General features: G+C 66.8%; 21 protein-coding genes, 1 tRNA gene and 1 riboswitch. Of the genes, 6 read left to right on the forward strand and 16 right to left on the reverse strand.

Going from position 1 to position 26143, the window contains the following annotated elements:
- Positions 1 to 24: 24 nt before the first annotated feature.
- A tRNA-Gly gene (locus IB255_RS07615) sits at positions 25 to 98 on the reverse strand.
- A 153-nt stretch (positions 99 to 251) separates the two neighbouring features.
- A complete protein-coding gene (locus IB255_RS07620) occupies positions 252 to 1145 on the reverse strand; it encodes an alpha/beta fold hydrolase (RefSeq protein WP_081518170.1) in 894 nt (297 codons plus the stop codon).
- Between the two features lie 502 nt (positions 1146 to 1647).
- Here IB255_RS07620 and IB255_RS07625 point away from each other — a divergent pair.
- A complete protein-coding gene (locus IB255_RS07625; RefSeq protein ID WP_081517588.1) occupies positions 1648 to 2481 on the forward strand; it encodes a substrate-binding periplasmic protein in 834 nt (277 codons plus the stop codon).
- Positions 2482 to 2484: 3 nt separating this feature from the next.
- Entirely contained in the window at positions 2485 to 5358 is a 2874-nt protein-coding gene (locus tag IB255_RS07630) for an HD domain-containing phosphohydrolase (protein WP_151189599.1), read from the forward strand.
- A gap of 69 nt (positions 5359 to 5427) precedes the next feature.
- On the opposite strand, the gene IB255_RS07635 is transcribed toward IB255_RS07630, so the two are convergent.
- The 13 genes from IB255_RS07635 to IB255_RS07695 all read right to left on the reverse strand — a co-directional run bounded on the left by IB255_RS07635 (position 5428) and on the right by IB255_RS07695 (position 21263).
- Positions 5428 to 6174: a murein L,D-transpeptidase catalytic domain family protein gene (locus IB255_RS07635; protein WP_081517590.1), complete on the reverse strand. Its 747-nt coding sequence runs from the start codon at positions 6172 to 6174 to the stop codon at positions 5428 to 5430.
- Positions 6175 to 6550: 376 nt separating this feature from the next.
- Entirely contained in the window at positions 6551 to 7603 is a 1053-nt protein-coding gene (locus IB255_RS07640; protein WP_081517591.1) for a L,D-transpeptidase, read from the reverse strand.
- A 132-nt stretch (positions 7604 to 7735) separates the two neighbouring features.
- On the reverse strand, positions 7736 to 8431 hold the full coding sequence (locus IB255_RS07645) for a pseudouridine synthase (protein WP_192210007.1): 696 nt from the start codon (positions 8429 to 8431) through the stop codon (positions 7736 to 7738).
- Positions 8431 to 8646 carry a cysteine-rich CWC family protein gene (locus IB255_RS07650; RefSeq protein WP_192210008.1) on the reverse strand — a complete coding sequence of 72 codons (216 nt, stop codon included), beginning with the start codon at positions 8644 to 8646 and terminating at the stop codon, positions 8431 to 8433. Before IB255_RS07650 ends, IB255_RS07645 begins: the two co-directional genes overlap by 1 nt.
- A gap of 98 nt (positions 8647 to 8744) precedes the next feature.
- The gene (locus IB255_RS07655) at positions 8745 to 9578 is read right to left on the reverse strand and encodes a DUF4824 family protein (RefSeq protein WP_081517594.1); all 834 of its coding nucleotides are present in this window, start codon (positions 9576 to 9578) and stop codon (positions 8745 to 8747) included.
- On the reverse strand, positions 9575 to 10651 hold the full coding sequence (locus IB255_RS07660) for a DUF2157 domain-containing protein (RefSeq protein ID WP_192210009.1): 1077 nt from the start codon (positions 10649 to 10651) through the stop codon (positions 9575 to 9577). The genes IB255_RS07655 and IB255_RS07660 overlap by 4 nt, the downstream gene beginning before the upstream one ends.
- Positions 10652 to 10968: 317 nt before the next feature.
- Complete coding sequence (gene atzF, locus IB255_RS07665) at positions 10969 to 12777, reverse strand: allophanate hydrolase (RefSeq protein WP_192210010.1); 1809 nt, start codon at positions 12775 to 12777, stop codon at positions 10969 to 10971.
- Positions 12778 to 12967: 190 nt separating this feature from the next.
- The gene (locus tag IB255_RS07670; RefSeq protein WP_192210011.1) at positions 12968 to 16771 is read right to left on the reverse strand and encodes a 5-oxoprolinase/urea amidolyase family protein; all 3804 of its coding nucleotides are present in this window, start codon (positions 16769 to 16771) and stop codon (positions 12968 to 12970) included.
- Positions 16772 to 17086: 315 nt separating this feature from the next.
- On the reverse strand, positions 17087 to 17722 hold the full coding sequence (locus IB255_RS07675; RefSeq protein WP_192210012.1) for an urea amidolyase associated protein UAAP2: 636 nt from the start codon (positions 17720 to 17722) through the stop codon (positions 17087 to 17089).
- A gap of 11 nt (positions 17723 to 17733) precedes the next feature.
- Positions 17734 to 18453 (reverse strand): urea amidolyase associated protein UAAP1, encoded by a 720-nt coding sequence (locus IB255_RS07680; RefSeq protein ID WP_192210013.1) that lies wholly within the window; start codon positions 18451 to 18453, stop codon positions 17734 to 17736.
- Positions 18425 to 19270: an ABC transporter ATP-binding protein gene (locus IB255_RS07685; RefSeq protein ID WP_192210014.1), complete on the reverse strand. Its 846-nt coding sequence runs from the start codon at positions 19268 to 19270 to the stop codon at positions 18425 to 18427. Before IB255_RS07685 ends, IB255_RS07680 begins: the two co-directional genes overlap by 29 nt.
- Positions 19267 to 20082, reverse strand: coding sequence for an ABC transporter permease (locus IB255_RS07690; protein WP_192210015.1), 816 nt, complete (start codon positions 20080 to 20082; stop codon positions 19267 to 19269). The genes IB255_RS07685 and IB255_RS07690 overlap by 4 nt, the downstream gene beginning before the upstream one ends.
- Positions 20083 to 20198: 116 nt before the next feature.
- Positions 20199 to 21263: a putative urea ABC transporter substrate-binding protein gene (locus IB255_RS07695; protein ID WP_151189607.1), complete on the reverse strand. Its 1065-nt coding sequence runs from the start codon at positions 21261 to 21263 to the stop codon at positions 20199 to 20201.
- Between the two features lie 57 nt (positions 21264 to 21320).
- Positions 21321 to 21419: riboswitch (guanidine-I (ykkC/yxkD leader) on the reverse strand.
- Positions 21420 to 21686: 267 nt separating this feature from the next.
- On the opposite strand from IB255_RS07695, the gene IB255_RS07700 reads away from it, so the two are divergent.
- Together IB255_RS07700 and IB255_RS07705 are read left to right on the forward strand one after the other, a co-directional pair.
- Entirely contained in the window at positions 21687 to 21944 is a 258-nt protein-coding gene (locus IB255_RS07700) for a DUF1145 domain-containing protein (RefSeq protein ID WP_081517603.1), read from the forward strand.
- Between the two features lie 123 nt (positions 21945 to 22067).
- Positions 22068 to 22232, forward strand: coding sequence for a hypothetical protein (locus IB255_RS07705; protein WP_167523272.1), 165 nt, complete (start codon positions 22068 to 22070; stop codon positions 22230 to 22232).
- 3 nt (positions 22233 to 22235) lie between these two features.
- Here IB255_RS07705 and IB255_RS07710 read toward each other — a convergent pair whose 3' ends face one another.
- The gene (locus IB255_RS07710) at positions 22236 to 23147 is read right to left on the reverse strand and encodes a LysR family transcriptional regulator (RefSeq protein WP_192210016.1); all 912 of its coding nucleotides are present in this window, start codon (positions 23145 to 23147) and stop codon (positions 22236 to 22238) included.
- 97 nt (positions 23148 to 23244) lie between these two features.
- On the opposite strand from IB255_RS07710, the gene IB255_RS07715 reads away from it, so the two are divergent.
- Both IB255_RS07715 and lapG read left to right on the forward strand, forming a co-directional pair.
- Positions 23245 to 25218: an alkyl/aryl-sulfatase gene (locus IB255_RS07715; RefSeq protein WP_192210017.1), complete on the forward strand. Its 1974-nt coding sequence runs from the start codon at positions 23245 to 23247 to the stop codon at positions 25216 to 25218.
- 222 nt (positions 25219 to 25440) lie between these two features.
- Positions 25441 to 26088: a cysteine protease LapG gene (gene lapG / locus IB255_RS07720; RefSeq protein WP_192210018.1), complete on the forward strand. Its 648-nt coding sequence runs from the start codon at positions 25441 to 25443 to the stop codon at positions 26086 to 26088.
- Positions 26089 to 26143: the final 55 nt, after the last annotated feature.

Consider the following 26143-nt stretch of genomic DNA (forward strand, 5'->3'; position numbering starts at 1 on the left):
CTAGAGCGGTTTCAGGGTGTGATATGGAGCGGGCGAAGGGAATCGAACCCTCGTCATGAGCTTGGGAAGCTCAGGTAATGCCATTATACGACGCCCGCTTGGGGGTGCCTTTTTACCAGAAGGGCGGGGCTGAGTGAAGCCTCGGACGTTCAGGTGTTACGAGCGGGCTGCAGCTGTGAACAACGTGGCGCAATTAAAAACCGGGGGGCGGAAGGTCTGGGGCCGGCCCCCGGCTGTGTGCGCTGGCTGCATCAGCCCACCATGGCGGCGATGGGAACGCCCTGGCTGCTGGGCAGGTAGGGGTTGGCCAGGACCGGGTGGCGCTGGGGCTGGAGGAAGGTCAGGAGGGCGTCCTGGGTTTCCTGCCAGGCTTTCTTGTGCTCCACGTCGATGAAGTGGCCGGCGTTGCGGATGGTGCGGAATTCGCAGTCACGGATCAGTTGCTGGAACAGCTTGGCCTCGGCCGGGGTGGTGTAGATGTCCAGCTCGCCGTTCATGAACAGCAGCGGGATGTCGATGGCCGCGAACTTCTCCATGTAGCTTTCCGCGCTGAGCTTGAGCACCTGGCAGATGTGGAAGTGCATCTGCTGGTATTCGTGCTCGTCGAGGCCGCTGACGTGGCGGAAGTTGTAGCGCTTGAACAGTTGCGGCAGGTACTGCCCGATGGTGTCGTTCACCAGGTTGCCGACGTTGGTGCGGTCGCAGGCGGACAGGTAGTCCAGGCCGCGGTGCAGGTAGTCGAGCATCGAGGCGTTGAGCAGCGGCGAGAAGGAGTTGATCACGGCCTTCTGAATCCGCGCCGGGCGTTCGGCCAGGGCCAGCAGGGTAGCGACGCCCCCCCAGGAGAAGGACATCACCACATCGGCGCGGTAATGCTCGATCAGGCCGAGCAGCAGCTGCGCCTCGTACTCCTTGGTGATGAACTCGCGGCAGTCGTTGTGGGCCTTGGACCGGCCGGCGTACGGCTGGTCGTAGCACACCACGTTGAAGTGCGGTTGCAGGTATTTCACCGTTTGCGCGAAGGAGGCGGTGGTTGCCAGCGAGCCGTTGACCAGGATGATGGTCTGGCGCGCTTCCCTGTTGGCGTGAAACTCCGTGTGTACCCGGTGTTGCTGAATCTCGACGACGGCGGTTTCCGGCCTCATGTCGTATTCCTCCAGACGCAGGTCATGGTGCGCATCCACCATCGGATGCGAAGAAAGTACCCAGGCAGAGGAAAGCGTCTTGACGTGACAGCTTCATGTCACTCGACGAAAGTTAACAATTTCTTGATTTTCAACTAGTTGGAGCATCAATAGGCACGATTTCCGGCACCGTTGAAGGCGCGGATTCGGGCTATTGATCAGGCAGGGAAGGGGCGGCTTGGGGGAACGGCGTGCCGCGAAAAGCTCTCTTGGATGCAGCGTGTGACTCATTGGTCACGCTTGGGCCTGAGTTAAGCAGCCCCGTTCAGGCGGCGCAACCACCGCTGGGCGCCTGAGTCACATCGGCGATGCGGATTCCGACGAAATGACATTTCTCTGCGCGATTGTCCGGCGCTTTGGTGAAGCCGGATTACACTCTTGTGATAGCTGTAATGCCCCCTGCCGAAGACGAGCGATCCTGCCGTGCTCCCCCTGAGGCCGATACCGCGTGCGGAGCGGGTCCATGGCACTTCACCGACAGTTCGTTTCTCTGCTGGTCCTGGCTCCGGCCGCCTGGCCGTGTGCGGAAGCCATGGCCGAGGATCGCTACGGCTGCGAACAGCCGATATCCATCGCCTACACCCGCAATGTGGTGTTCTTCCATGACGACGTTGGCATCGACCCGGACCTGATCGCCGAGCTGGGCAAGCGCACCGGCTGCCAGTTCGCGACGTCCGTCCGCCCGCGCGACGAAATCTGGAGCAAGCTGGAGAGCGGCGAGTTGCAGATGGGCACCAGCGGCGTCGCCACGCCGCAGCGGCGCAGCTACACCTACCTGCTGCCCTATCTGTATATGCGCAACAAGCTGATCGTGCGCGACGACCTGGGCGAGATGACCAGCCTGGATGCCTTCCACGACATGCCCGGTGCGCGCCTGGGGGTGATCGCCGGCTACCGCCATGGTGCCTACATCGACGGCATGTTGCGCATCCTCAGGGCCGAAGGCCGGGTGGTGGAATACAAGGACGACGCGACGCGTTTCAGCGCGTTGCTCAACGGTGACGTGGAGGGTGTGATCGGCCACGAGATGAATCTCGAGGGCGCGGTGAGCGATCGTCGTCAACGGGAACGCTTTCATGTGATAGATGTGATGCCGGGACCGGCGACACCCCACAACCTGATGCTCTCGCGCAAGCGCTTCACCCCGGCGCAAAGCGCCGAATGGATGCGCCTGATGGAGACATTGTGGCTGGATGGCACCCTGGCCCGGATCATGCGTAAGAATGCGCCGCCGCAACAGGCGGAAGGACTGCTCGACAGCGGCTATCGCTACAGCTCCACGGACAGAGGCTGGTAAAGGATGAAGGCATTCGAACGGGGTATTCCGCTGCAACTGCTGGTGGCCGGAGCCATCATCGCCAGCATGCTGGTGCTGGCGGGGGCGTTGCTGATCCAGGGATATCGCGGTGTGGAAGGGGCGCTGGTGACGGCGGCCGGGGAGTCGGCCAGCCAACTGGGCGCGACCATCAACGAGCGAATCCGCCGCCTGATCGACCCGGCGGAAAGCGCGTTGCGCCTGCTGACCCACGACCCCATCTCGCAGACCGACAACCTGCCGGCGCGCCTCGACCGCCTGCCGATGCTGGTGGAGAACCTGCGCGCCAACCGCACCCTGAGTGCGGTGTACATCGGCTACCCGAACGGCGAGTTCCTGCTGATCCGCGCACTGCGCGTGCCGGAAGTGCGCCGCGCGTTGCAGGCGCCGGATGCGGCCAAGTACCTGGTGCAGAGCCAGACGCTCAACGGCCAGGGCGGGCTGCTCGGTGAATGGCGTTTCTATGACAGCGAGCTGCGTCTGCTGCGCGTGCAGGAGCGCCCCGACTACACCTACGACCCCCGTCAGCGGCCCTGGTACAACGAAGCGCGCCTCACCAGCAAGACGGTGCTGACCCAGCCTTACGTGTTCTTCACCACCCGCGAGATCGGCCTGACCCTGGCGCACCGCAGCGTCGACGGCGCCGCGGTGATCGGCATGGATGCCTCGGTCAACGATCTGGGTGGCGAGATGGGCGACCTGCGCCAGACCGCCAATACGGAACTGGCGGTGGTCGACGGCAAGGGGACGGTGATCGCCTACCCGGACCTGTCCCGGCTGATGATCCACGAGGGCAAGGAGTTGCGCCTGGCCTCGCTGGCCGAGTTGAAGGTGCCGGCACTGAGTGAACTCAATGCCGAGAAGGTGCCCTCCGGTACGCCGCAGGCTTACCGGGTCAATGGCGAGGACTGGTACGGCATCTGGGTGCCGCTGTCGAACTTCACCAGCAACGAGGTGAAGGTGCTGATCGCCATTCCCGCCGTGGAGCTGCTGGCCGGCGCGCGGCAACTGCTGTTCAACCAGGCTCTGTGGAGCGGCACCCTGTTGCTGGTCCTGCTGCTGATCGGCTGGTACATCGGCCGGCGCATCGCCCGTCCGCTGACCGCGCTGGCCGACCAGGTCGGCGCGCTGGCGGCCTTCGATTTCGCCCGGCCGGTGGGCGTGGAGTCGAAGATCGCCGAGGTTCGTGACCTGAGCAGCGTGATGGGCAGCATGTCGCGCACCATCCACAACTTCCAGGCGATCACCCTGACCCTGAGCCGCGAGACGCGGCTGGAAAGCATGCTCGAAGGCGTGCTCTCGCGCCTGGTGGAAGCTACCGGCGTCATGGGCGGTGCGGTCTACCTGCTGGACGATGAGGAGTGCCGCCTGCGTCTGGCCTGCTCGGTGAATGGCGAGCAGTACCCGCAATCGATGCTGATCGAAGGCTTCACCGAGGCGGAACTGGCCGAGCGAGTGGACCTGGCGCTGGCCAATCGCGGCCAGTACCTGGAGGTTTCCCTGCGTAACCGTTCGGACGAGCTACTGGGCATCCTGGTCCTGCAATTGGCCCAGGAAGGCGTACACAGTCGCCAGCCGCGCAAGCCGTTCAAGCGCTTCGTCGAGGAACTCTCCGGCGCCGCTGCCGTAGCCATCGAGACCCGCCAGCTGATCGAAGCGCAGCAGCGGTTGCTGGATGCGATCATCAAGCTGCTGGCCGACGCCATCGACGCCAAGAGCCCCTACACCGGCGGCCACTGCGAGCGCGTGCCGCAACTGGCCGACCTGCTGCTGCAGAAGGTCATCGACTCGCACGATGGCGAGTACGCCGGCTTCACCATGAGCGATGCGGAGCGCTACGAGTTCCAGATCGCCGCCTGGCTGCACGACTGCGGCAAGATCACCAGCCCCGAGTACGTGGTGGACAAGGCGACCAAGCTGGAGACCCTGTACAACCGCCTGCACGAAGTGCGCACGCGCTTCGAGGTGATCTGGCGCGACATCGAACTGGACTACTGGCGCGGCATCGCCGAGGGCAGCGACATCGGCCTGCTCGCCGCCCGCCGCGACGCGCTGCACGAGTCACTGCGCGACGACTATGCCTTCGTCGCCCAGGCCAACGTCGGCGGTGAATTCATGAAGGACGAGGATATCGAGCGCCTCAAGCTGATCGGCGAGCGCCGCTGGTTGCGCTATTTCGACGATCGCCTGGGCATCTCCCACGACGAGGCCGAGCGCCTGCAGGGGCGGCCGGCGCAGCCGCTGCCGGCGGAGGAGTTCCTCCTTGCCGACAAGGCCGAGCACCGCGTGATGTGGGGCGAGCGCAAACCACCGGTGACCAAGGACGACCCGCGCAATATCTGGGGCTTCGACATGCGCCTGCCGCCCTACGCCAGCCACTATGGCGAGCTGTACAACCTGGGCATCCGCCGCGGCACGCTGAACGACGAGGAGCGCTTCAAGATCAACGAGCACATCGTGCAGACGCTGATGATGCTCACCACCCTGCCGCTGCCGCGCAACCTGCGCCGCGTGCCGACCATCGCGGCCAACCACCACGAGAAGATGGATGGCACCGGCTACCCGCGCAAACTTTCCCGCGAGCAGATGAGCATCCCCGAGCGGGTGATGGCGATCGCCGATATCTTCGAAGCGCTGACCGCCGCCGACCGCCCCTACAAGGCGCCGAAGACACTCTCCGAGTCGCTGAAGATCCTCGCCTTCATGGCCCGCGACCAGCACATCGACGCCGACCTGTTCCGCTTGTTCATCAGCCAGGGTGTGTACCGCGAGTACGGCGAACGCTTCCTCAATCCCGAACAGATGGACGCCGTGGACGTGCGCGCGATCCTGGAAATCCTCGATGGGGTGAAGGCCTAGTCGCACACCTCGGTCCCCTGAAACGCAAACCGCCGGCATCAGCCGGCGGTTTGCATTTCAGCGATGAGATCAGCGCTTGGCGAGGTTGGTGGCGTAGCGGTTGATCTGCGGGTTCTTCGCCACGGTGCAGCTTTGCCCGGCGAGGAACTGCGAGGTCTTCAGGTACTGCTGCTGCGGGTAGTAGGCGAACACGTAGCTGCCGTTCTTCACCGTGTCGATCAGCTTCTGCGCCACCTGTGGGCGCACGGCGGGACAGCCCAGGCTGCGGCCGAGGCGACCGAGACCGGAGACGACCTTGGGATCGGCGTAGGCGGCGGCATGCATGACGATGGCGCGTTCTTCGCTGTTGTCGTTGAAGCCCGGCTCCAGGCCCAGCAGGCGCAGGGAGCGGCCGTGCTTGCCGCTGTAGGTCTGGCCGGTCTGGTAGAGGCCAATGGAGGACTGGTTGCTCTCCGGGCGGTTGGAGAAGGAGGTGGCCATGTCGTCGCCACTCTTCTTGCCGTGGGCAACCCACTCCTCGAAGAGGAGTTTGCGCTGCTTCAGGTCGAAGACCCAGAGGCGCTTGTCGCGGGACGGCTTGGAATAGTCGATCACCGTCAGCAGGCGGTTCTGGCCGCCGAGCTGGGTGCTGGCGCATTGCAGCGCGCTGAGCGCCAGGCGCAGGGTTTCGGTGTTGGTCGCCGGCGCGAGGCGGTGCAGTTCCTCGGCGGTGGGCAGGGCGGCAGCGGACGCAGTCTGCCAGCTACCGATCGCGAAAAGCGCGGTACTGGCGAGCGAAATCCGGAAGAACCCCCGTAACTTCAAAAAAGTCAGCATGAATACAACATTCCCGTTGAATCGATATGGTTTTTTCTGGGAAACGCCGCATTGTGCGCGATTTTTGACCAGTGTTGTGGTTGTTTTTTAATCAAGTATGGTTCCGCCCGTCGGTAATTACGAACTTTCCAGCGCGATTGAGCGCGTGAGACGGCGAGTTTCCTTGCGCGAGGAGCAAGGGAGCTCACCCCCGGACAGGCGCCTTGACTCCTTGTGTTTCGAGATTCTTCGGCTGCTTGCACGGCTGGCTTTAGGCCGTCTGTCCGTCGGTGAGTGCCGGCAGTTTGCAGGAGGCGGGCGAGGGGCTATGCAGTGGAATGATGAAGACGCTGTAGGGGAAATCCGGAGCGCGCTGGTGTCGCTCCGGCCCACCGCGTTACTGCACGCTCTGGTTCTTGACCGGCTTCTGCTCGGCCTTGCGGTCGTTGGTGGTGATGACCGTGAAGTCCGGGTTGCTGCGCATGTCGCGGGTGGACGGCAGGTCGGTGATCACCAGGGTGCTGCCCACGTCCATGCTGGTCAGCAGGTTGCGCAGGAACTCGCGGTCGAGGCTGAACTTGCCCAGTTGCTCGGCGGGTGAAAGGCCGCGTTGCGGGTCGCTGACCTGCACGCTGGTCCAGCGCAGGTTCGGGTTTTCGCTGTCGATCTCGGTCTGGGAGGGTTTTTCCATGAGGGAGAAGGCGGCGACGCCGGTCTTTTCCTCCGGGTGTTCGAAGGCCACCGGCGCGGTGCCGATCTGCAGGCCGCCGCGGTAGACGTAGAGGCGGCGGTCGGCGCGGCTGACCAGCACGGAGACCGGGCCCTTTTCCGCCCCCGGGTCGCTCCAGAAGGGCACCACCATGCCGCTGTCATCATGCGGGCCGGCGGCGCGGCCATCACTGACGATGGGTGCGAGCAGGCCGGGGTGGTAGACCTCCACCGGCGAGCTCTTGGCATCGGAGATGATCACAGTTGTGGAGGTGAAGCCGGTGACTTCGTAGAGCTTCTTGGCAAAGGCCATGGGCAGGCGGATGCAGCCGTGGGAGGCGGGGTAGCCGGGCAGGTTGCCGGCGTGCAGGGCGATGCCGTCCCAGGTCAGGCGCTGCATGTAGGGCATGGGCGCGCTGTTGTAGAGGTCGGAGTGGTACTCGACCTTCTTTTGCAGGATGGAGAACACGCCGGTGGGGGTTTCCTTGCCTTTCTTGCCGGTGCTCACCGTGGCCACGCCGATGGCGATGCCGTTGCGGTACACGTAGGCGCGCTGCTCGGTGAGGCTGACCACCAGGGTGACCGGGCCCGCCGGGGAGATTTCCGGGTACCAGAGGAACTGGCCGGGCTTGAGCGTCTTCAGTGCGGCCTGCAGGTCCGAGAGCGGCGAGGGCTTGCCCGGATTGGCAAAGGCGACGCTGGCGCTCAGGGCGATCAGCAGGGCAACCGACAGTTTCTTCATTACCTTTCCTTGGATCGCGGGCATGGCTGGGAGATTAGCCAAGCGGCGAGGCGGGCTGCAAACCGCTGGGCCGAACGGTCTGCGCAGGGTGTTTCAGGACGTGACCTGGATCGCGATGCCCGGAGGAATGGCTCAGCCCAGCTCGGCGATTTCCTGCGCCGTCAGCGTGCGGTACTCGCCCGGTTGCAGGGCCGGGTCGAGCTGCAGGCTGCCCATGCTTTCGCGGTGCAGGCGGGTCACCTTGTTCTGGAAGTGGCCGAACATGCGCTTGACCTGGTGGTAGCGGCCTTCGTGCAGGGTCAGGCGCGCGGCATGGGCGTCGAGGATCTGCAGCTGGGCGGGCAGGGTGGTGAGGTCTTCGAAGGCGAAGTACAGGCCCTGCTCGAAGGTCGCGATGTAGCGCTCCTCGATCGGGTCCTCGGTCTCGACGTAGTAGACCTTGGGCAGCTTGCGCCCCGGCAGCGTCATGCGTCGCGACCATTGCCCGTCGTTGGTGATCAGCAGCAGGCCGGTGGTGTTGTAGTCCAGGCGCCCGCCGATGTGCAGCTCGTGCTTGTCCGGCTCGTCCAGCAGGTCGAGCACGGTGCGGTGCTCGGCGTCGCGGGTGGCGCTGACGCAGCCGGCGGGCTTGTGCAGCATGAAGTAGCGTGCCGGCTTGCCGACCTGCAGCACGTCGTCGTCCAGCTCCACGCGGGAAAACTCGCGCACCTCGTGGCGAGCATCGCGCACCACCTGACCATCCACGCGCAGGCGGCCCTCGGCAAGCAGCTGACGGGCCTGCTGGCGGTTCAGGTGAGGCAGGTTGGCAATGAAACGGTCCAGACGCATCAGGCGTTCCCGGCATCCTTCAGCCCGGCGGCGCAGCGCGGGCACAGGCAGGCGCGGTCGACCAGCTCCGGCGGAATACGCTCCAGCGCCGCACGGTCGATGGGCGTGCTGAAGCACCAGCAGTCCTGGCCCTGCAGCGCCAGATCGGCCTGGGTGCAGCGGTTGGACTGGCCGCAGAGCGGGCAGCGGCTGGGATCGGGAGTGGCGTCGTTCATGGCCGGTCAGGGCGGAGGCTGGTGGTGAGGCGGGCGCACAGGGTGCAGCGCCGACCCGCATCGCGCAAGCGGATTCGGATCGGCGCGGCGGGTGCCGGTCAGGGGATTTCGATACGTTCGATCCAGGGCTCCAGGCGCCGGCCGAAGGCGACTTCGGCGACGAAGGGCTGGGGCAGGCCGTCCGACGTCCGGTGGGGCTGCGCCGTGATCTCGTCCAGGCGCCCGCGCCACTGGTAGGGCACGTTGATGCTGTCGGAGCCGATGCCATTGGCGGTGCCGCCCAGTGTCCAGATGTGCTGGTAGTAGTTGGAAATGGGGCGCACGCGGCCATGGATGATCAGGTAGCGCTGGCGGTCGGGGTATTGGGTGCGCAGGGCCTGGAGATCCAGGCCGACGTCCTTGAGCAGCAGGCGCGTGTCGGTTTTCTCTTCGCTGTCCAGTTCGCGGCGGATGAAGTCGCGCTCGTCCGCCAGCCGCGCATTCTGCGGCGCGGCGTCGGCGGCCTGGCGAGCCTCGTCGAGGCGCTTGCGCGTCAGCTGTACTTCGCGCTCGTACAGCGGGCCGGCCAGCTCCAGCACCAGCAGGGCGTCGCGCGATTGCTGGCGGCCGAAGTGCTGGGCACTGTCGTCATCCACTTGCGCGGGCATGTTGAAGCCCAGCTTCGCCATCTTCTGCGCGTCGATGGCCGGCAGCCAGCCACGATTGTGCCGCGAGCCCTCATCGCGCGTGGGAGTCCGCCAGCGCAGCCGCAGGCTCAGGCCGCTGTTCTCGTTGTGCCAGGTGGTGTTGCGGATCAGCTCGCGCTGGCTGAGGGGCAGTCTGCTCTCGGGCTCGGCCGAACGGTTCCAGGCGACGCCGCCCAGGGCCACGGCGTTGACCAGCAGGATCAGGCCGGCGCCGCCGACCAGGGCATGGGTGCGCGTCCAGTTCATGACGAAGTCCCTCCCAGCAGGCCATGGGCACGGCGCAGGCGTCGCAGCACCAGCAGGATCAGCACGGCGCACAGGCCCAGCACGAGGAAGAACAGGTACTTGGGCATCACCTCCCACCACCAGTCGAAGAACTTGGTGTAGAGGAAGATCACGAAGAAGGTCAGCCCGGTGTTCACCACTTCCGGCCATTCGCGGCGTGCGCCCTGCCAGATGACCAGCGCCGAGGCAATGAAACCGAGCACCTGGTAGAGGTTCTCCACCGCGGCGAAGCCCAGTGGCAGGTAGCTGCCGCCGCCCCAGTTGGCCAGCACCAGCATCGGCAGGAACAGACCGAGCAGGCCGAATACGCGGTAGATCGCGGCGAAGCCGTCGAAGCGGTTCTGCGCGATGAACGAGGGGACGAGGAAGATCAGCAGTGCGGCGGGGAAGAAGTTCTCCGGGCGCTCGCCCACATCCAGCCAGTAGACGCCGCTCCAGGTGCCGACCCGCGCGGCGACGTAGCCCATCACGCAGATCAGCGCGGCGGCCAGCAGCAGGCGGGTGTTGCAGGTGTAGGCGAGCAGCAGGGCGTAGGCGGCCCAGGGCAACAGGGCCTTGTCCGAGGGCGTGATGTTGAAGATCTGCCCGACCATTACGACGTTCAGCACCAGGCAGGCGAAGGCCAGCATGGCGCCGAGCTTGGCGAAGTAGCCGGAGGCGTCGCGGCGTTGCAGGAACAGGGTCAGCAGCAGGCTGATCAGCGATGCGGCGATGAGGGTGAGCACCTGGGCGGTTTCCGCGAACAGGCCCCAGAACTGGTAGAACAGGAAGAACAGGCTGGCGGCCAGGGCCAGCGCGCCGAGGAAGGAGGCGATGCGCATGCCCAGGGAGAGGCGATGGTCCTGGCTGTCGCGGTCGATGTCGAAGCGTGTGCGGTAGTCGGCGAGCAGGCGTTGCTGGTGGTCGTGCAGGCGGTCGCGCTGGGTGGTGTCGAGGACGAGGGCGCCTTCGTCGTGCAGACGGCGCAGCTCGCGGTCGAAGGCCAGGATATCGTCGACGCGGTGCTGCGCCTGCTGGTGGCTGAGGTCGGGCATGACCGGTCCTTGCGGCGGGAGATGCTTGAACTCTAGCTGTCGGCGGGGCGGGGTTCCATGGGCAGCTTCGCAGTGCGTATGAAGCGTGACGTCATACGCCATCGCGGGCATGGCCCGCTCCTACAAGGGGGTGTCCAGCCACCGCCGATGGGCGCGTGCTCACTGTAGGATGGGTGGAGCGGAGCGATACCCATGCTGCCGGTGCACGGGGTTGATGGGTATCGCTGCGCTCCACGCCATCCTGCGGCCTGCCTTTCGCCGATCTTGCGCGGCGGATAACGCTGGCGCGTTATCCGCCCTACGAAATCCCGCCGCGATCAGCTACGGCTCTGCAGCCAGGCCCGCCAGCCGCCGAAGCGGCTGATGTCCTCGGCGCCCTCCAGGCCCCAGGGGTCGCAGATGAAGCCGGTCTCCCAGCTGCCGTCTTCCAGCTGCACCTTGCCCAGCCCCAGCGGCGCCGGGATGCCGGTGAGGAAGGAGCCCAGTTCGGCGCTGGGCAGTTCCCAGACTTCCACTTCGATGGCCACGCCTCCGTCGGCCACGCGCAGCATGCCGGGGCGCAGCGGCGGGCCTCCGGCCAGGGCATAGAGCTTGTAGGCCGGGGCGCTCTGGGTAGCACGCAGCAGGCGTGCGCCGCGCTGGCGCAGTTGCCAGTTCAGCGCCAGGCCATCGAGATGCGCGCCGCACACCACCAGGCGCGCGCGGTCGTTGCGCGCAGCGTTGGCGGAGGAGGAGGGTGCGATGGCGTTGCCGCCGGTGAGCGGCAGGTTGTGCCGGCGCTGCAGGGCGTCTGCCACGCCGAGCAGGTATTGGTCGGTGAAGACGCGGCCGAACAGCGTCACGCCCCAGGGCAGGCCGTTGCCCATTATCGCGCTGGGCACGGCGACGGCGGCGTAGTCCAGCAGGTTCATGAAGTTGGTGTAGTAGCCCAGATCGGAATTGCGCTTCACCGGTTCGGCGTGCAGCTCGTCCAGGGTCACCGGGCGGCCGATGGTGGGCGTCAGCACGCAGTCGAGATCGGCGAGGATCACGTCGCACTGCGCCTTGAGTTCCTGCAGCCGGTACTGCGCGCGGAACGCCTGCACGGCGGTGGCGCCGGGAGCTTTCGCCAGCACGTCGCGGATCACCGGCAGCACGGCTTGTGGGTCGCGCTCGATCAGCTCGCCCGCCACGCTGTAGCGCTCGGCCACCCACGGACCTTCGTAGAGCAGGCGCGCGGCTTCGAGGAAGGGCGCGAAGTCGATTTCCTGAGCCTCGCCGCCCAGCGCCTTGAGCTGGTCGAGGGCGTCGGTGAACAGCACCGGGCCTTCGTGGCAGCCGAAGAATTCCAGCTGGTCGGCACGCGGCACGCCGAAGCGGAAGGGTTTCGGCGTACCGAAGGCGCTGGTGTCGTTCCAGGCGGGATTGGCGCGGCTGTAGCCGTCCAGCGGATCGAGTCGGGCGGTGAGCCCCAGCAGTTCGCTGGCCTCGGCGGCGCTGGCGGTGAAGTAGGTGATGCAGTCCAGAGTGCGGCACGCCGGAACCAGGCCGGTATTGGACAGCAGGCCCTTGCTCGGCTTGAGCCCCAGCAGGCCGTTGAGCGCCGCCGGCACACGGCCGGAGCCGGCGGTGTCGGTGCCCAGGGCGAAGCTCGCCGCGCCCAGCGCCACGGCCAGCGAGGAACCGGCGCTGGAGCCGCCCGAGGGGTACTCCGGCAGCACGCTGTTGCGGCATTCGCCATAGGGCGAGCGGGTGCCATTGAGGCCGGTGGCGAACTGGTCGAGGTTGGTCTTGCCCAGCGGGATGGCGCCCAGGTCGATCAGTTGCTGAACCAGCGTCGCCGAGGTCTCCGGCGTGTAGGCGAAGGCCGGGCAGGCGGCGGTGGTGGGGATGCCGGCGAGGTCGATGTTGTCCTTGATGGCGAAGGGGATGCCGTACAGCGGCAGCGCTTCGGGGGACTGTTCATCCAGTGCGGCGAAGTAGGGTTCCAGTTCTTCCAGGCTCAGCAGGTGGATGAACAGGCGGTAGTCGGGGTTCAGCGCGGCGGCCTTGTCGCGCAGCCCGGCGATCAGCTGGCGCGGCGTGGCGCGGCCTTCGCGGTAGGCGGCGCGCAGAGTGGCAAGGCGGAGGTCGAAGGTTTTGGGCATGGTCAGGATTCCATTGGGCCTGTCAGTTCTTCACTCGGATTGCCCCTCACCCCGGCCCTCTCCCGGAGGGAGAGGGGGAAGAGCAGTCCGGTGCGGTGTCTGTTTCCAAGCACGACCCACCAGTCGGTGTGTCGTGGTTTCGGGTTCCTGTGCTGGGGAGAGGGGCTCTCGCAATTTCTGCGGTGCCAGCTCAAGCCTCCTCCATCACCACCACCCGCTGCCCTGCGCGCACCGGTGAGCCGGGCTGCACGCGGACCTCGCGGACTACGCCGTCGCGCGGGGCAGTGAGGGGAATTTCCATCTTCATGGATTCGAGGATCACCAGGATGTCGCCGGCCTTCACGCTGGCGCCGGCTTCCACCTGCACCTGCCAGAGATTGCCGGCGATGTGGCTCTCGACGGCGTGCTGGCCGGCGCCGAGCGGGGCCTCCTCGCCGGTATCGGCGGCGGCCTCCTCGCTCTCGAAGTGGGCCTGGCCGGAGGCGATCCAGCGCTCACGCTCGGCGTCGAAGGCGGCGCGCTGGTGGCTGCGGAAGGCGGCGATGCTCTGCGCTTCCTCGGCAAGGAACTGCTGGTAGTCGGCCAGGCGCAGTTCGCTGTGCTCGATGCGCAGCGGGTAGCGGCCCAGCGGGAAGTCACGGCGGATGCGCAGCAGCTCCTCGGCGGACACCGGGTAGAACCGTACCTGGTCGAAGAAGCGCAGCAGCCAGGGCTTGCCGTCGAACGCCGCGACTGCGCGGTAGCGGTTCCACATCTGCAGGGTGCGGCCAACGAACTGGTAGCCGCCGGGGCCCTCCATGCCGTAGACGCACATGTACGCGCCGCCGATGCCCACGGAGTTTTCCGCAGTCCAGGTGCGTGCCGGGTTGTACTTGGTGGTCACCAGGCGGTGGCGCGGGTCCAGCGGCGTGGCCACCGGCGCGCCGAGGTAGACGTCGCCCAGGCCCATCACCAGGTAGCTGGCCTCGAACACCGTGCGGTACACCGCCTCCAGGTCCGGCAGCTCGTTGATGCGGCGGATGAACTCCAGGTTGCTCGGGCACCAGGGCGCGTCCTTGCGCACGGTGGTCATGTACTTCTCGATGGCCAGCTGGCAGGCCGGGTCGTCCCAGGACAGCGGCAGGTGCACGATGCGCGACGGCACCTTGAGGTCCTGGGCGGCGCAGACGGCGTCCCACAGGCCGGCGACGGTTTCCAGCAGGCTTTGCAGCGGCAGCGTTTCCGGCTGGTAGTGCACCTGCAGCGAGCGGATGCCGGGGGTGAGGTCGATCACGCCGGCCAGTGCCTTGGCTTCCAGCGCCTGCATCAGCGCGTGGGCGCGGAAGCGCAGGACCAGGTCCAGCTCGGGCTGGCCGATTTCCAGCAGCAGGTGGGTGTCGCCGGAGAGGCGGGCGACCAGGCGGGTGTCGTCCTGGCCGAGGTCGAGGACGATGGGGGAGGTGAGTCCGGTACTAGGGCTGCCCTCACCCCCCGCCCTCTCCCGCAAGCGGGAGAGGGGGCTGTCCGTGCCACCGGGAAACACTGCGCCCGCCGACAACGCCGGACTGCTCCCTCTCCCTCCGGGAGAGGGCTGGGGTGAGGGGAAACCGGTGGCGCCGTGGTTCGCCTGACCTGTAGCGAGCTTGCTCGCGAACGGAGTTCCGTCTGGAGCGCCGGTGACATGAGGTTCGCGAGCAAGGGCCGAGGCGCTCCCCTCGGTCCTGCGAAAAGCCGCAAGCGCGCGGGCGGTGGAAATATCCACCGGCAGGAATCGCACCTTGTCCCCGGCCTTGAGCTGGCCGAGTTGCCATAGGTCGGCCTCGATCACCGTCACCGGGCAGACGAAGCCGCCCAGGCTGGGGCCGTCCGGGCCGAGGATCACCGGCATGTCGCCGGTGAAGTCCACCGCACCGATGGCGTAGGGGTTGTCATGGATGTTCGACGGGTGCAGGCCCGCCTCGCCGCCGCTCTCGCGCACCCATTCCGGCTTCGGGCCGATCAGGCGCACGCCGGTGCGGCTGGAGTTGAAGTGCACTTCCCAGTCGGTGGCAAAGAAGGTGTCGATGTAGGGCGCGGTGAAATATTCCGGTGCGCCGTGGGGGCCGTAGATCACGCGGATTTGCCTTACGGCCGGCAGCTCGGTGCGCAGTGCGGCAGGCAGGCTGGCGCCATGGCTGTCGTCTGCCAGTTCGGCCAGGTGCAGCACATCGCCGGCGCGCAGCGCGCGGCCGCCATGGCCGCCGAACTGGCCGAGGGTGAAGGTGCTCTTGCTGCCCAGGTAGTCCGGCACCTGCAGGCCGCCGCGCAGGCACAGGTAGCTGCGTGCGCCGGCGCCGCCAACGGTGCCGAGGCTGAGGGTGGAGCCGGCGGCGATGAACAGCGAAGTGTTCATCGGCTGCTCGACGCCATCGAGGCTGATCGGCAGCGCTGCGCCGGTGATGGCGAGCACTGCGTCGGTGTTGAAGCGCAGGGTCGGGCCGCTCATGGTGATTTCCAGCGCGGCGGCGCCTTCGGGGTTGCCCAGCAGGGCGTTGCCCAGGCGCAGCGCGCGGTCGTCCATCGGACCGGACGGTGGCACGCCCACGGCCCAGTAGCCTAGGCGGCCGGGGTAGTCCTGCACGCTGGTCTGGGTGCCGGCGCTGAGCACTTCGAAGGTCTGCGCGCGGTAGCGCAGGCCTTCCAGGCAACGGGTCCAGGGCGAGCCGCTGGCGAAGGGAGCGTCCGCGAGAATCTGCCGCAGGTAGTCGCGGTTGCATTCCACGCCGTAGAGCTGGCTTTCGCCGAGGGCGCGGTCGAGGCCGGCGCCGGCCTGTTCGCGGGTCGGCGCCCAGGCGATGAGCTTGGCGATCATCGGGTCGAAGTAGGGCGGAATCTCGCAGCCGGCTTCGACCCAGGTGTCGATGCGCAGCGCCTTGCCGTCGGCCGGCGGGAATTGCACGGCGGTGAGCAGGCCGGGGCAGGGCTGGAAGTCGCGGCCGGGGTCTTCGGCGTAGAGGCGCGCCTGGATGGCGTGGCCGCTGGGCTTCAGCGTGGCCGCGAGCTCGGCCAGGGGCGGTAGGTCGCTCGCGGCCAGTTCGATCATCCAGCGCACCAGGTCGACGCCCCAGACCTGTTCGGTGACGCCGTGCTCCACCTGCAGGCGGGTGTTCACTTCGAGGAAGTAGAAGTCCTGCGCCTCGCTGTCGTAGACGAATTCCACGGTGCCGGCGCTGCGGTAGCTGACCGCTTTTGCCAGCTGGATCGCCGCTGCGCAGAGGGCTTCGGCCATGCCGGCGGGCAGGTTGGGCGCGGGGGTTTCCTCCAGCACCTTCTGGTTGCGCCGCTGCACCGAGCAGTCGCGCACGCCCAGGGCGATGACCTCGCCCTGGCCATCGCCGAACACCTGCACTTCCAGGTGGCGGGCGCGCTGGATGTACTTCTCGATGAACACGCCCGAGTCGCTGAAGTTGTTCTGACCCAGGCGCTTTACTGCGTCGAAGGCGTCGCGCAGCTCGTCCGCCGAGCGGCACACGCGCATGCCGATGCCGCCGCCACCGGCGGTGCTCTTGAGCATCACCGGGTAGCCGACTTGCTCGCCGGCGCGCAGGGCGGCGTCGAGGTCTTCCAGCAGGTCGGTGCCTTCGAGCATCGGCACGCCCTGTTCTCGGGCCAGCGCACGGGCGGTGTGCTTGAGGCCGAACAGGCGCAGCTGTTCCGGCGTCGGGCCGACGAAGGCGATGTCGGCGGCCTCGCAGGCTTCGGCGAAGGCGGCGTTCTCGGAGAGGAAGCCGTAGCCGGGGTGGATCGCTTTCGCGCCGCTGTCGCGGGCAGCCTGGAGAATCTTCTCGACCACCAGGTAGGTGCTCGACGCGGGGCCTTCGCCGAGGCTGATGGCCTGGTCGGCCTGCTGGATGTGCAGGCTGGCGGCGTCGGCTTCGGAGTAGACGGCCACGCCCTCTACTTGCAGCTCACGAAGGGTGCGCAGGATGCGGCAGGCGATGGCGCCGCGGTTGGCGATCAGGAGCTTGTCGAACATGAGGGCGTCCCCATGGGGTGGCGGGCCGTCCCGCCGTCATTCGGTGCCTATCCCGGTCGTCCGGGGCAGGTTCATGCTGCCGTAGGGCGGATGTGCTCTATCCATCCGCTGTCCGGCTACGCGCGATCTGTTTGGCGGATAACGCTGGCGCGTTATGCGTCCTACTCGGTCAGCTCCGGGGCTCGGGCGAAGTCCGTTCGATGCAGGTTCTGGCAGTCCGCAGCGCCGGGCTGCATTGGGCACTCCGGCTCTGGCTGAGGATGTACAGCCAGCGCCGCAGCACGTGCAGCCCATCGCCTGCCGTGTGCAGCCGCTTCAGTCCCATACCAGCAGCTCCGCCGGGGTCGGGTTCCAGCCGTTGCAGGGGTTGTTGAGCTGCGGGCAGTTGGAGATCAGGACGATCACGTCCATGTGGGCGAACAGCTCGACGTACTTGCCGGCGCCGGAGATGCCGTCCTCGAAGGTCAGGCCGCCCTCGGCGGTGACCGGCACGTTCATGAAGAAGTTGATGTTGTGGCTGATGTCGGCCTTGGTCAGGCGGCCGTCCTGCAGGCTGGCGCGCAGGAAGTTGTCGCGGCAGCTGTGCATGTAGCGCTTGTCCAGGGCGTAGCGCACGGTGTTGCTCTCCTGGGCGCAGGCGCCGCCGAGGGTGTCGTGGCGACCGCAGGTGTCGGCGCTGATGGTCAGCATCGGGTTGCCGAGGTTGGACCAGAGCACGCTGCCGGCGCTGAGGTAGACCTGCCCCTGTTTGCGCAGGGTGCGCTGCACGTCGTAGCGCTCGCGCGGGTTGGCGGCGCTGAAGAACAGCGTGTCCACCGCCTGGTTGCCTTCCAGGTCGAGGATGCGCAGGGTCTGCCCGGCCTTGAGTTCGGTGAGGCTGGGTTCGCCGGCCGGGATCAGGGTGCGCGAGACGCAGGCTTCGGGGTGTTTGTCGCTGGGGACGATGGGCATGCTCGCGCTCCTTACAGGTACTGGCGTTCGGTGTTGTGGAAGCCGCGGCCGTTCTCCGCGCGGGAAGTGCGGCAGAGCACGCTGATGCCGTCGGACGCGACCTGCTGCCAGGTCAGGCCGATGGGCTTGGGCGCGTACTGCGGGTTAGGGTCCAGCGGGTGTTGCAGGGCGGTGAGCACGACGAGGGTGTCCATCGGCGCGTAAAGCTCGACGTAGTCGCCGGCTTTCGAGTTGCCCTGGGCGAAGCGGAAGCAGCCATCGGCGTCGACGTCCACGCGGCTGAACAGGTTCAGGCACATCAGCAGGTCCTGCAGGCGCATGTCCCACTTGCCCATTTCCACCAACAGGTTGTCCACGCCGTTGCGGTGGAAGCCGTTACGCAGTTCCTGGTAGCGGCCCGCGCCGTACTTCTCCTGCACCTCGGCGGCGTTCAGCACGCCGCCGAAGCTGTCGTGCCAGCCGCAGCTGTCGGCGGTGATGGCGGCCAGCACGCGGCCCATGTCCGAGTACAGGCAGTGGCCGGCGGTGAGGCGCGCGGTGTGCTGGCACTTGAGGCTGTCGGGCAGGTTCAGCCGCTCGCTTTTCTCGGCGGCGTTGAACAGCAGCACGCTGGCGTTGCCACTGCCTTCCAGGTCGGTCAGGCGCAGCAGCTGGCCGCGCTTGAGGATGAAGGAGGTGTGGCCGCCACCGGGGACGGTTTCCTCAAAGAGGGTGGTGCGCAGTTCGTTCATGGCGGGCTCCTTGGTAGGCCGGTGTGATCGCGGGCTCGGCGGCCGGTTGCAGGCGCGCGGCGAGCGTGGCTGGCAGGGCGGCGCGGGCGGCCCGGCGGTCGGCGTTGAGCGGGATGTCGTAAGTGATGCGGGCGCCGTAGGCGTTGGGCGCCTGCGGGTCGTGGCGGACCTTGTCGAAGACCAGCAGGCGGGTGCCCAGGCTGAAGCCCTCGGCGAGGTCGTGGGTGACCATGAACACGGTGAGCCGGGTTTCCTGCCACAGCTCCAGCAGCAGGGCGTGCATGTCCTTGCGGATGCCCGGGTCCAGCGCGCCGAAGGGTTCGTCGAGCAGCAGCACGCGCGGCTTCATCACCAGCGCCTGGGCGATGGCCAGGCGTTGCTGCATGCCGCCGGAGAGGGCGCTCGGGTACTGCTGCAACGCATGGCCAAGGCCGACGCGCTTGAGCAATTCGGCGGCCTGTTCGCGAGCCTCGCGCTTGGCGCTGCCGAACAGCCGGCCGAGCAGCGGCGAGCGCGGCAGTTCCAGGCCGAGGGCGACGTTGTCGAGCACGGACAGATGCGGGAACACCGAGTAGCGCTGGAACACCACGCCACGGCTCGGATCGGGTTCTGCGGCCAGCGGCTGGCCTCCGAGCAGCAGCTCGCCGCGGCTGGGGCGCTCCTGGCCGAGCAGCAGGCGCAGGAAGGTGGACTTGCCGCAGCCGGAGGCGCCGACCAGGGTGCAGAACTCGCCTTCCTGCACCTCGAGATTCAGGCGTTCGAGCACCACGTTGCCGGCGTATTCCTGCCAGACGTTCTTCACCTGGATGAAGCTCATGCCTTGGCTCCTTCATACCAGGGGAAGGCGCGCCGGGTGAGCGCGCGCAGTGCCCAGTCCATCAGCCAGGCCAGTGCGGTGATCCACACCACGTAGGGCAGGATCACGTCCATGGCCAGGTAGCGGCGCACCAGGAAGATGCGGTAGCCCAGGCCGTCGGTGGAGGCGATGGCCTCGGCGGCGATGAGGAACAGCCAGGCCGAGCCGAGCATCAGGCGCAGGGAGATCAGCAGGCGTGGCAGCAGTTGCGGCAGTACCACGCGCAGGATCAGCGTCCAGGTGCTGGCGCCCAGGGTCTGTGCCTTGATCAGCAGTTCGCGGGGGATTTCCCGGGCGCGTTGTTCGATGTCGCGGGCGATGCAGGGGGCGACGCCGATGACGATCAGTACCACCTTGGACAGTTCGCCAAGGCCGAAGACGATGAACAGCACCGGCAGGATCGCCAGCGGCGGGATCATCGACAGCACGGTGAGCAAGGGCGAGAGCGGCGCGCCGAACAGCGGCACGCTGCCAGCGGCGATGCCCAGCACCAGGCCGAGCAGGGCGGCGATGGACAGGCCCATCCCAAGGCGTTGCAGACTGGCGCCGGTGTCCTTCCAGAACAGCACTTCGCCGGTGCGCTTGTCTTCGCTGAAGGCCAGGCGGTTCACCGCGTCGGCCATCTGCGCGGCGCTGGGCAGCAGCTTGTCATTGGGGTTCTCTGCCAACCGCGAGGTGGAGCCTGCGAAGTAGGCGAACAGCAGCAGGGCGAAGGGCAGCAGCACGAGGAACAGGCGGCCGCTGCGGTCGGGGGTTCGGTTGATCAGGCGCATGTTTCGTACCTGTCGATTCGTAGGGCGGATAACGCGGAGCGCGTTATCCGCCGTGGCGTCGGGACGGCGGATAACCGCAAACGGTTATTCGCCCTACGAGGGACGCGGTGGGTTGGTCAGAGCTTGCCGTCGGCCGCCATCTGCACGTAGGTCGGGTCGAAGCGCAGCTTGAGGTTCTGCGCGTCGCCGGTGGTGAGGCCGCCGGCGAAGCTCATGCCGACCGCTTCGGCGCTTTTCGCGCCCTCGCCGAGCAGGCCGTGGGCGAAGGAGAAGGCCGCGACCTTGTCCATGGTCGCCGGCAGTTTCGGGCTGGTGGCGAAGGCCAGTGCTTCCTGCGCAGTGGCAAACAATTTGGTAGTAGCGAGCTGGCTCTGGTAACCGGCGAGGTCGGTGCCCGAGGCCTTGGCCATGTGCTCCAGCGCGGCGCGGGTCTCGGCGCTTTCGCCCTGCATCAGCGCCACGGTTTCGAACCAGGCGCCGGTCAGGGCCTTGCCCAGGGCGGGGTTGTCCTTCAGGACCGTGCTGTTGACCACCATCATGTCCATGATCTCGCCGGGGACCTGGCTGGAGTTGAACACCTCGGTGGTGCCCGGCTTGGCGCGGGCCTCGGCGAGCATCGGGTTCCAGGTGGTCACGGCCTGCACGTCGTCGGTGTTGAAGGCGGCGGCGATGTCGGCGTCGGAGGTGTTCACCGTCTTCACGTCCTTCTCGCTGAGGCGGGCGTTCTCCAGGGCGCGGGCGAGCAGGTAGTGGGAGACGGACAGCTCCACCAGGTTGACGTTCATGCCCTTGAGGTCGGCCAGGGTCTTGCCTTCACCCTTGATGACGATGCCGTCGTTGCCGTTGGAAAAGTCGCTGACGATCAGCGCGGTGGAGTCGACGCCGCCGGCGGCGGGGATGGTCAGGGCGTCCATGTTGGTCATGGTGCAGCCGTCGAACTGGCCCGCGGTGTACTGGTTGATCGACTCGATGTAGTCGTTGAGCTGGGTGACCTTGATCTCGATGCCGTACTTCTTCGCCCACTTGTCGACGATGCCGTGGCTGGCCGCGTACTCCCAGGGCATCCAGCCGGCGTAGATGGTCCAGCAGAGGTTGAAGCTGTTCTTCGCGGCGGCGGAGGCTGAGAGGCTGAAGGCGGCGAGGCCGGCGGCGAACAGGGCGGTCAGAAGGGGCTTGCGCATGGAGCATCTCCAGTCGATTGGCGGGCAGGCAGGAGTCGGGCGGCACTTGTCGCTCTCGTCTCCCGGGCTTTTGTCCCGCCGTGTAACCTCGCTGGAGGTCGATGACTCTCGGACCAGTCACTCGCTGCGCGAGCCGGAACCCTAGTCATCCATTGTCAGATTGTGGTGCCGCTTTCCGAATGCTTCGGATCGATCCTGCACACTCGATACAAAGCGAGCGGCGTGCCAAGTTGGCGAAAGTGCCGGGGCAGAAGGGCTGCGCTGGATCGGGGCGGAGGTTTCGCTGCAAGCCGGAGCGTTGCGCCGCCCTCAAATGAAGCGCGACGCCGCATCCTGGTGCGCGGGGCCAGTCGAAAGGCAGGAGCGGGCGGGGCGCGCCGGGCGGCAGACTGCAGTCACCTTCACCTTGAGGAATCCATCGCCATGTCCGAGTTGCTGAGCTTCGCCAAGGGCGCGCTGACCATGTTCTGGGTCGCCGCCGTGCTCAACCTGATCTACCCGTTCGGCGAGCTGCATCGCCCGCTGTTGTGGCTCTCCGCGATCCTGCTGGTGGTGCATGTGGGCGAGGTGCTGTTGCTGGCGCGCCGCCGTTCCTGGCTGGAGCAGGTGCAGGTGCTGCTGTTCGGCGTGCTCCACCTGCAGAGCCGCAAGGTTCGCCGTCTGGCCACTGTAAACGGCTGATTTACCCAAGCTTTACCTTTCGCCGCGGCACCGCCTTCTGACAGACATGTCTGATCTTGTGAGACCGGAAGAATGTACGCCCCGCACCCCGGCGGGGCGGCCGGCTCGCCTGATGGAGGCGCCATGCGTCGTTTCTTCGCTGCTGTACTGATGATCCTTCCGTTGACCGGCTGCGTGGTCTACGAGCATGACCACGACCGTGGTGGCTGGCATGACCGGCCGCACTACTATCGCCCGGCGCCGCCGCCGGCCTATTACGGTGGCCCTTACCAGGGCTGGCGCCGTTGAGCCTCATGACGCGGCGTTGAACGCCGCGTCTTCCTCCAGCAACAACTCGACGAACTGGCTGGCCGCAGGCGACAGGCTGCGGCTGGCGTGGCGTACCAGGGCATAGGCGGAGCCGCGCCCTGCAACGTCGCCGCTGCTGGGCCAGGGCAGCACCGCCAGGCTGCCGGCCTGCACATCCGCGGCCACCACATCCCAGGTAGCCAGGCAGAGCACGTCGCTGCCTTTCACCAGCTCCTTGAGCATCAGCACGTCATCGCATTGCACGCTCAGCGGCTGCTCGCGGCCGAGGGTGCGAGCCAGCCCTTCGTGGGCGTCGCGCGGCAGGCGCGGGCCGGCCAGCGGGTAGTCGAGCGCACGCTCCACCGATGGCACGCTGCCGAGCAGCGGATGCCCCGGCCGGCAGAACAGCACGCCCCGGTGTACCCGCAGCGGCAGGATGTCGAGGCGGTTGTCGCCTTCCAGTTCGCGGTAGTCGGCGATGAACAGCTCCAGTTCGTCGTCCAGCAGGCGCTGGTGCAGCTCGCTCCAGTTCTCGATGGACAGCAGCACCGACACCTTCGGGTGCGCACTGCTATAGCGCGCGAGCACCTGCGGCATCAGCCGCGCGCCGGGGAAGGGGCCGGCGCCCAGGCGCAGCTCGCCGGTCTCCAGGTCGGCCAGTTGCAGCACGGCGTTCTTCAGCGCACGGTCACCGGCCAGCAGGCGGCGGGCATGTTCGAGCACCAGCCGGCCATGGGCGGTGAGGGTGACCCCGCGCGGGTTGCGGTCCACGAGTTGGCAGCTCAGCTGGCCTTCCAGCGCCTGGATGCTCCGCGACAGGGCGGGTTGACTAAGATTCACCGCATCGGCGGCGCGGGCGAAGTGACCGTGCTCGGCGAGGGCGACGAAGTGGCGTAGCTGGCGGAGATCGCTCATGCGCTTCCTGCATTGATTGTTAAGTTGGAATGCATTGGAATTATTAGCGCGACGGCCGGCATAGTGCGAGCACAACAACAAATTCCGGAGCCTTCCGATGTCCCGTCTTTCCGCTGCCGTGCTGCTCGCCAGCCTCTGCCCCGGCCTGCTGGTCGCCGCCGAACAGCCCAAGCCCCCGACTTCCTTCACCCAGGCCGCGCAGGAGCAGGTGCGACAGTCGCTGCCGTTCAGTGACCGTGCCGATTTCGACCGGGTGGAGAAAGGCCTGATCAAGCGCCCCGAGAACCTCGTGATCAAGAACGAGGACGGCACGGTGGCCTGGCAACTGGGCGGCTACGACTTCCTCAAGGCCGCCAGGGACGTCGCCAGCGTCAACCCGAGCCTGATGCGCCAGGCCCAGCTGAACCTCAGCTACGGCCTTTTCAAGGTCACCGACGGCATCTACCAGGTGCGCGGTTTCGACCTCGCCAACACCACCTTCATCGAAGGCAAGACCGGCTGGATCGTCATCGATACCCTGACCACCCCGGCGACTTCCAGGGCCGCCTACGCCCTGGTGAGCCAGGAGCTGGGGCAGAAGCCGATCCGCGCGGTCATCTACAGCCATGCCCACATCGACCACTTCGGCGGCGTGAAGGGCCTGGTCAGCCAGGAGCAGGTGGACAAGGGCGAGGTGCAGATCATCGCGCCCAAGGGCTTCATGGAAGCGGCGATCAAGGAGAACGTGCTGGCCGGCAACGCCATGCTGCGCCGAGCCACCTACCAGTACGGCACCATGCTGCCGCAGGGCCCGGAAGGCCACGTCGACATGGCCATCGGCAAGGCCGTCGCCAAGGGCCCGATGAGCATCATCGCGCCGACCAAGACCGTCGATGGCTCGCTGGTGGAGATGGAGATCGATGGCGTGCCTGTGACCTTCCAGAACACCCCGGGCACCGAATCGCCGGCGGAGATGAACGTCTGGCTGCCGCAGCAGAAGGCGCTGCTGATGGCCGAGAACGTCACCGCCACCCTGCACAACCTCTATACCCTGCGCGGCGCCGAGACCCGCGACCCGCTGGGCTGGAGCAAGTACATCAACGAGGCGCTGCACCGGTTCGGCGACAAGGCCGAGGTTATGTTCGCCGTGCACAACTGGCCGCGCTGGGGGCACGAGGACATCGTCCGCACCCTGGAGAAGCAGCGTGACATGTACGGCTACCTGAACGACCAGACGCTGCACCTGGCCAACAACGGAGTGACCATCAACCAGATCCACGAGCGCCTGAAAGTGCCGCCGGAGCTGGCCAACGAGTGGTTCAACCGTGGCTACCACGGCAGCGTCAGCCACAACGTGCGCGCGGTGGTGAACAAGTACCTGGGCTACTACGACAGCAACCCGGCGACGCTGAACCCGCTGGCGCCGGAGGAGTCGGCAGTGAAGTACGTCGAGTTCATGGGCGGCGCCGATCACCTGCTGCAGATGGCCAAGGCGTCCTTCGACAAGGGCGAGTACCGCTGGGTGGTGGAGGTGGTCAACAAGCTGGTCTTCGCCGATCCGACCAACCAGGCCGCGCGCAACCTGCAGGCCGACGCCCTGGAGCAGCTCGGTTACCAGGCGGAGAACGCCGGCTGGCGCAACAGCTACCTGACCGCCGCACAGGAGCTGCGCAATGGTGTGCCGCGTGACATGCCGACCATGAAATCGGGCAGCCCCGATGCGCTGGCGGCGATGGACACCGGCCTGCTGTTCGACTACCTCGGCGTGCGCCTGAATGCCGAGAAGGCCGAGGGTGAAGACTTCGCCATCAACCTGGTGCTGCCGGACAAGAACGAGCAGTACCTGCTGGAGCTGAAGAACTCGCACCTGAACAACATCAAGGGTGTGCAGAGCGAGAGCGCCGGGCAGACCGTGACCATCGACCGTGCCGACCTCAACCGCCTGATGCTCAAGGAAGTCTCGCCGGTGCGTCTGGTGTTCGAGGGCAAGCTCAAGAGCTCGGGCAACCCGCTGCTGCTGGCCAAGCTGTTCGGCATGCTGGAAGACTTCAACTTCTGGTTCGACGTCGTCACCCCGCCGCAGAAGAGCTGATTCTTTCCCCATCTACGCGGTCGGTTCCCCGCCAGGCCGCGTCTCCCCTGGATGGCACAATGCGATGATTGCATTGTGCCATTGTTTTTTTCGCGGCCAGTCTGCACCATGCGACCCCTGCACCGGCAGCTGGTTGCCGGCGCTCGCAGTCGAGTAGTCGCGATCGTGCTCAACCGTTGTTCCAGGGTGTTGCGTCGTTGCTGGCCGGGGCCGTTGGCCCTGATGCTGGCGGCTTCGCTCGGCGTCCTGGCGGGGGCGCAGCAGGCCGAATGGGACTTCCAGCTGATCAGCCAGCAATCCACGCGCCTCTACGGGCCGCTGGGTCAAGGCCAGGTGCGCATCGACGCCTGGCAGAAGCTGCTCGCGCAGCAGGCCACGGCGAGTGAGGGCGACCAGTTGCAGGCGGTCAATCGATTCTTCAACGACCAGCTGCGCTTCACCGATGACCTGAGCCTCTGGCACGAAGTGGACTACTGGGCCACGCCGGTGGAGGCCTTGCTCAAGGGCGCCGGCGATTGCGAGGATTTCGCCATCGCCAAGTACATCAGCCTGCGACACCTGGGCGTGCCGGCACAGAAGCTGCGCATTACCTACGTCAAGGCGCTGCGCCTGAACCAGGCGCATATGGTGCTCACGTACTACCCACGGCCCGATGCCGTGCCGCTGGTGCTGGACAACCTGATCGGCAGCATCCTGCCGGCCAGCCAGCGCAGCGACCTGCAGCCGGTCTACGCGTTCAACGGCGAGGGCCTGTGGCTCGCCGGCAATGGCGCGGGTGGCGGCAAGCAGGTCGGCGACAGCAAGCGGCTGTCGCGCTGGCAGGACCTGCTGAAGAAGATGAAGGCCGAAGGCTTCCCTCTGGATGAGTAGCCACGGAACGAATAGCTGCACCGACACGAATAGCTCCCGCGGGGGGAGCCTGGAG

The sequence above is a fragment of the Pseudomonas sp. PDM22 genome, from assembly GCF_014851965.1.
In the GTDB taxonomy this organism is placed as follows: Bacteria; Pseudomonadota; Gammaproteobacteria; order Pseudomonadales; family Pseudomonadaceae; genus Pseudomonas.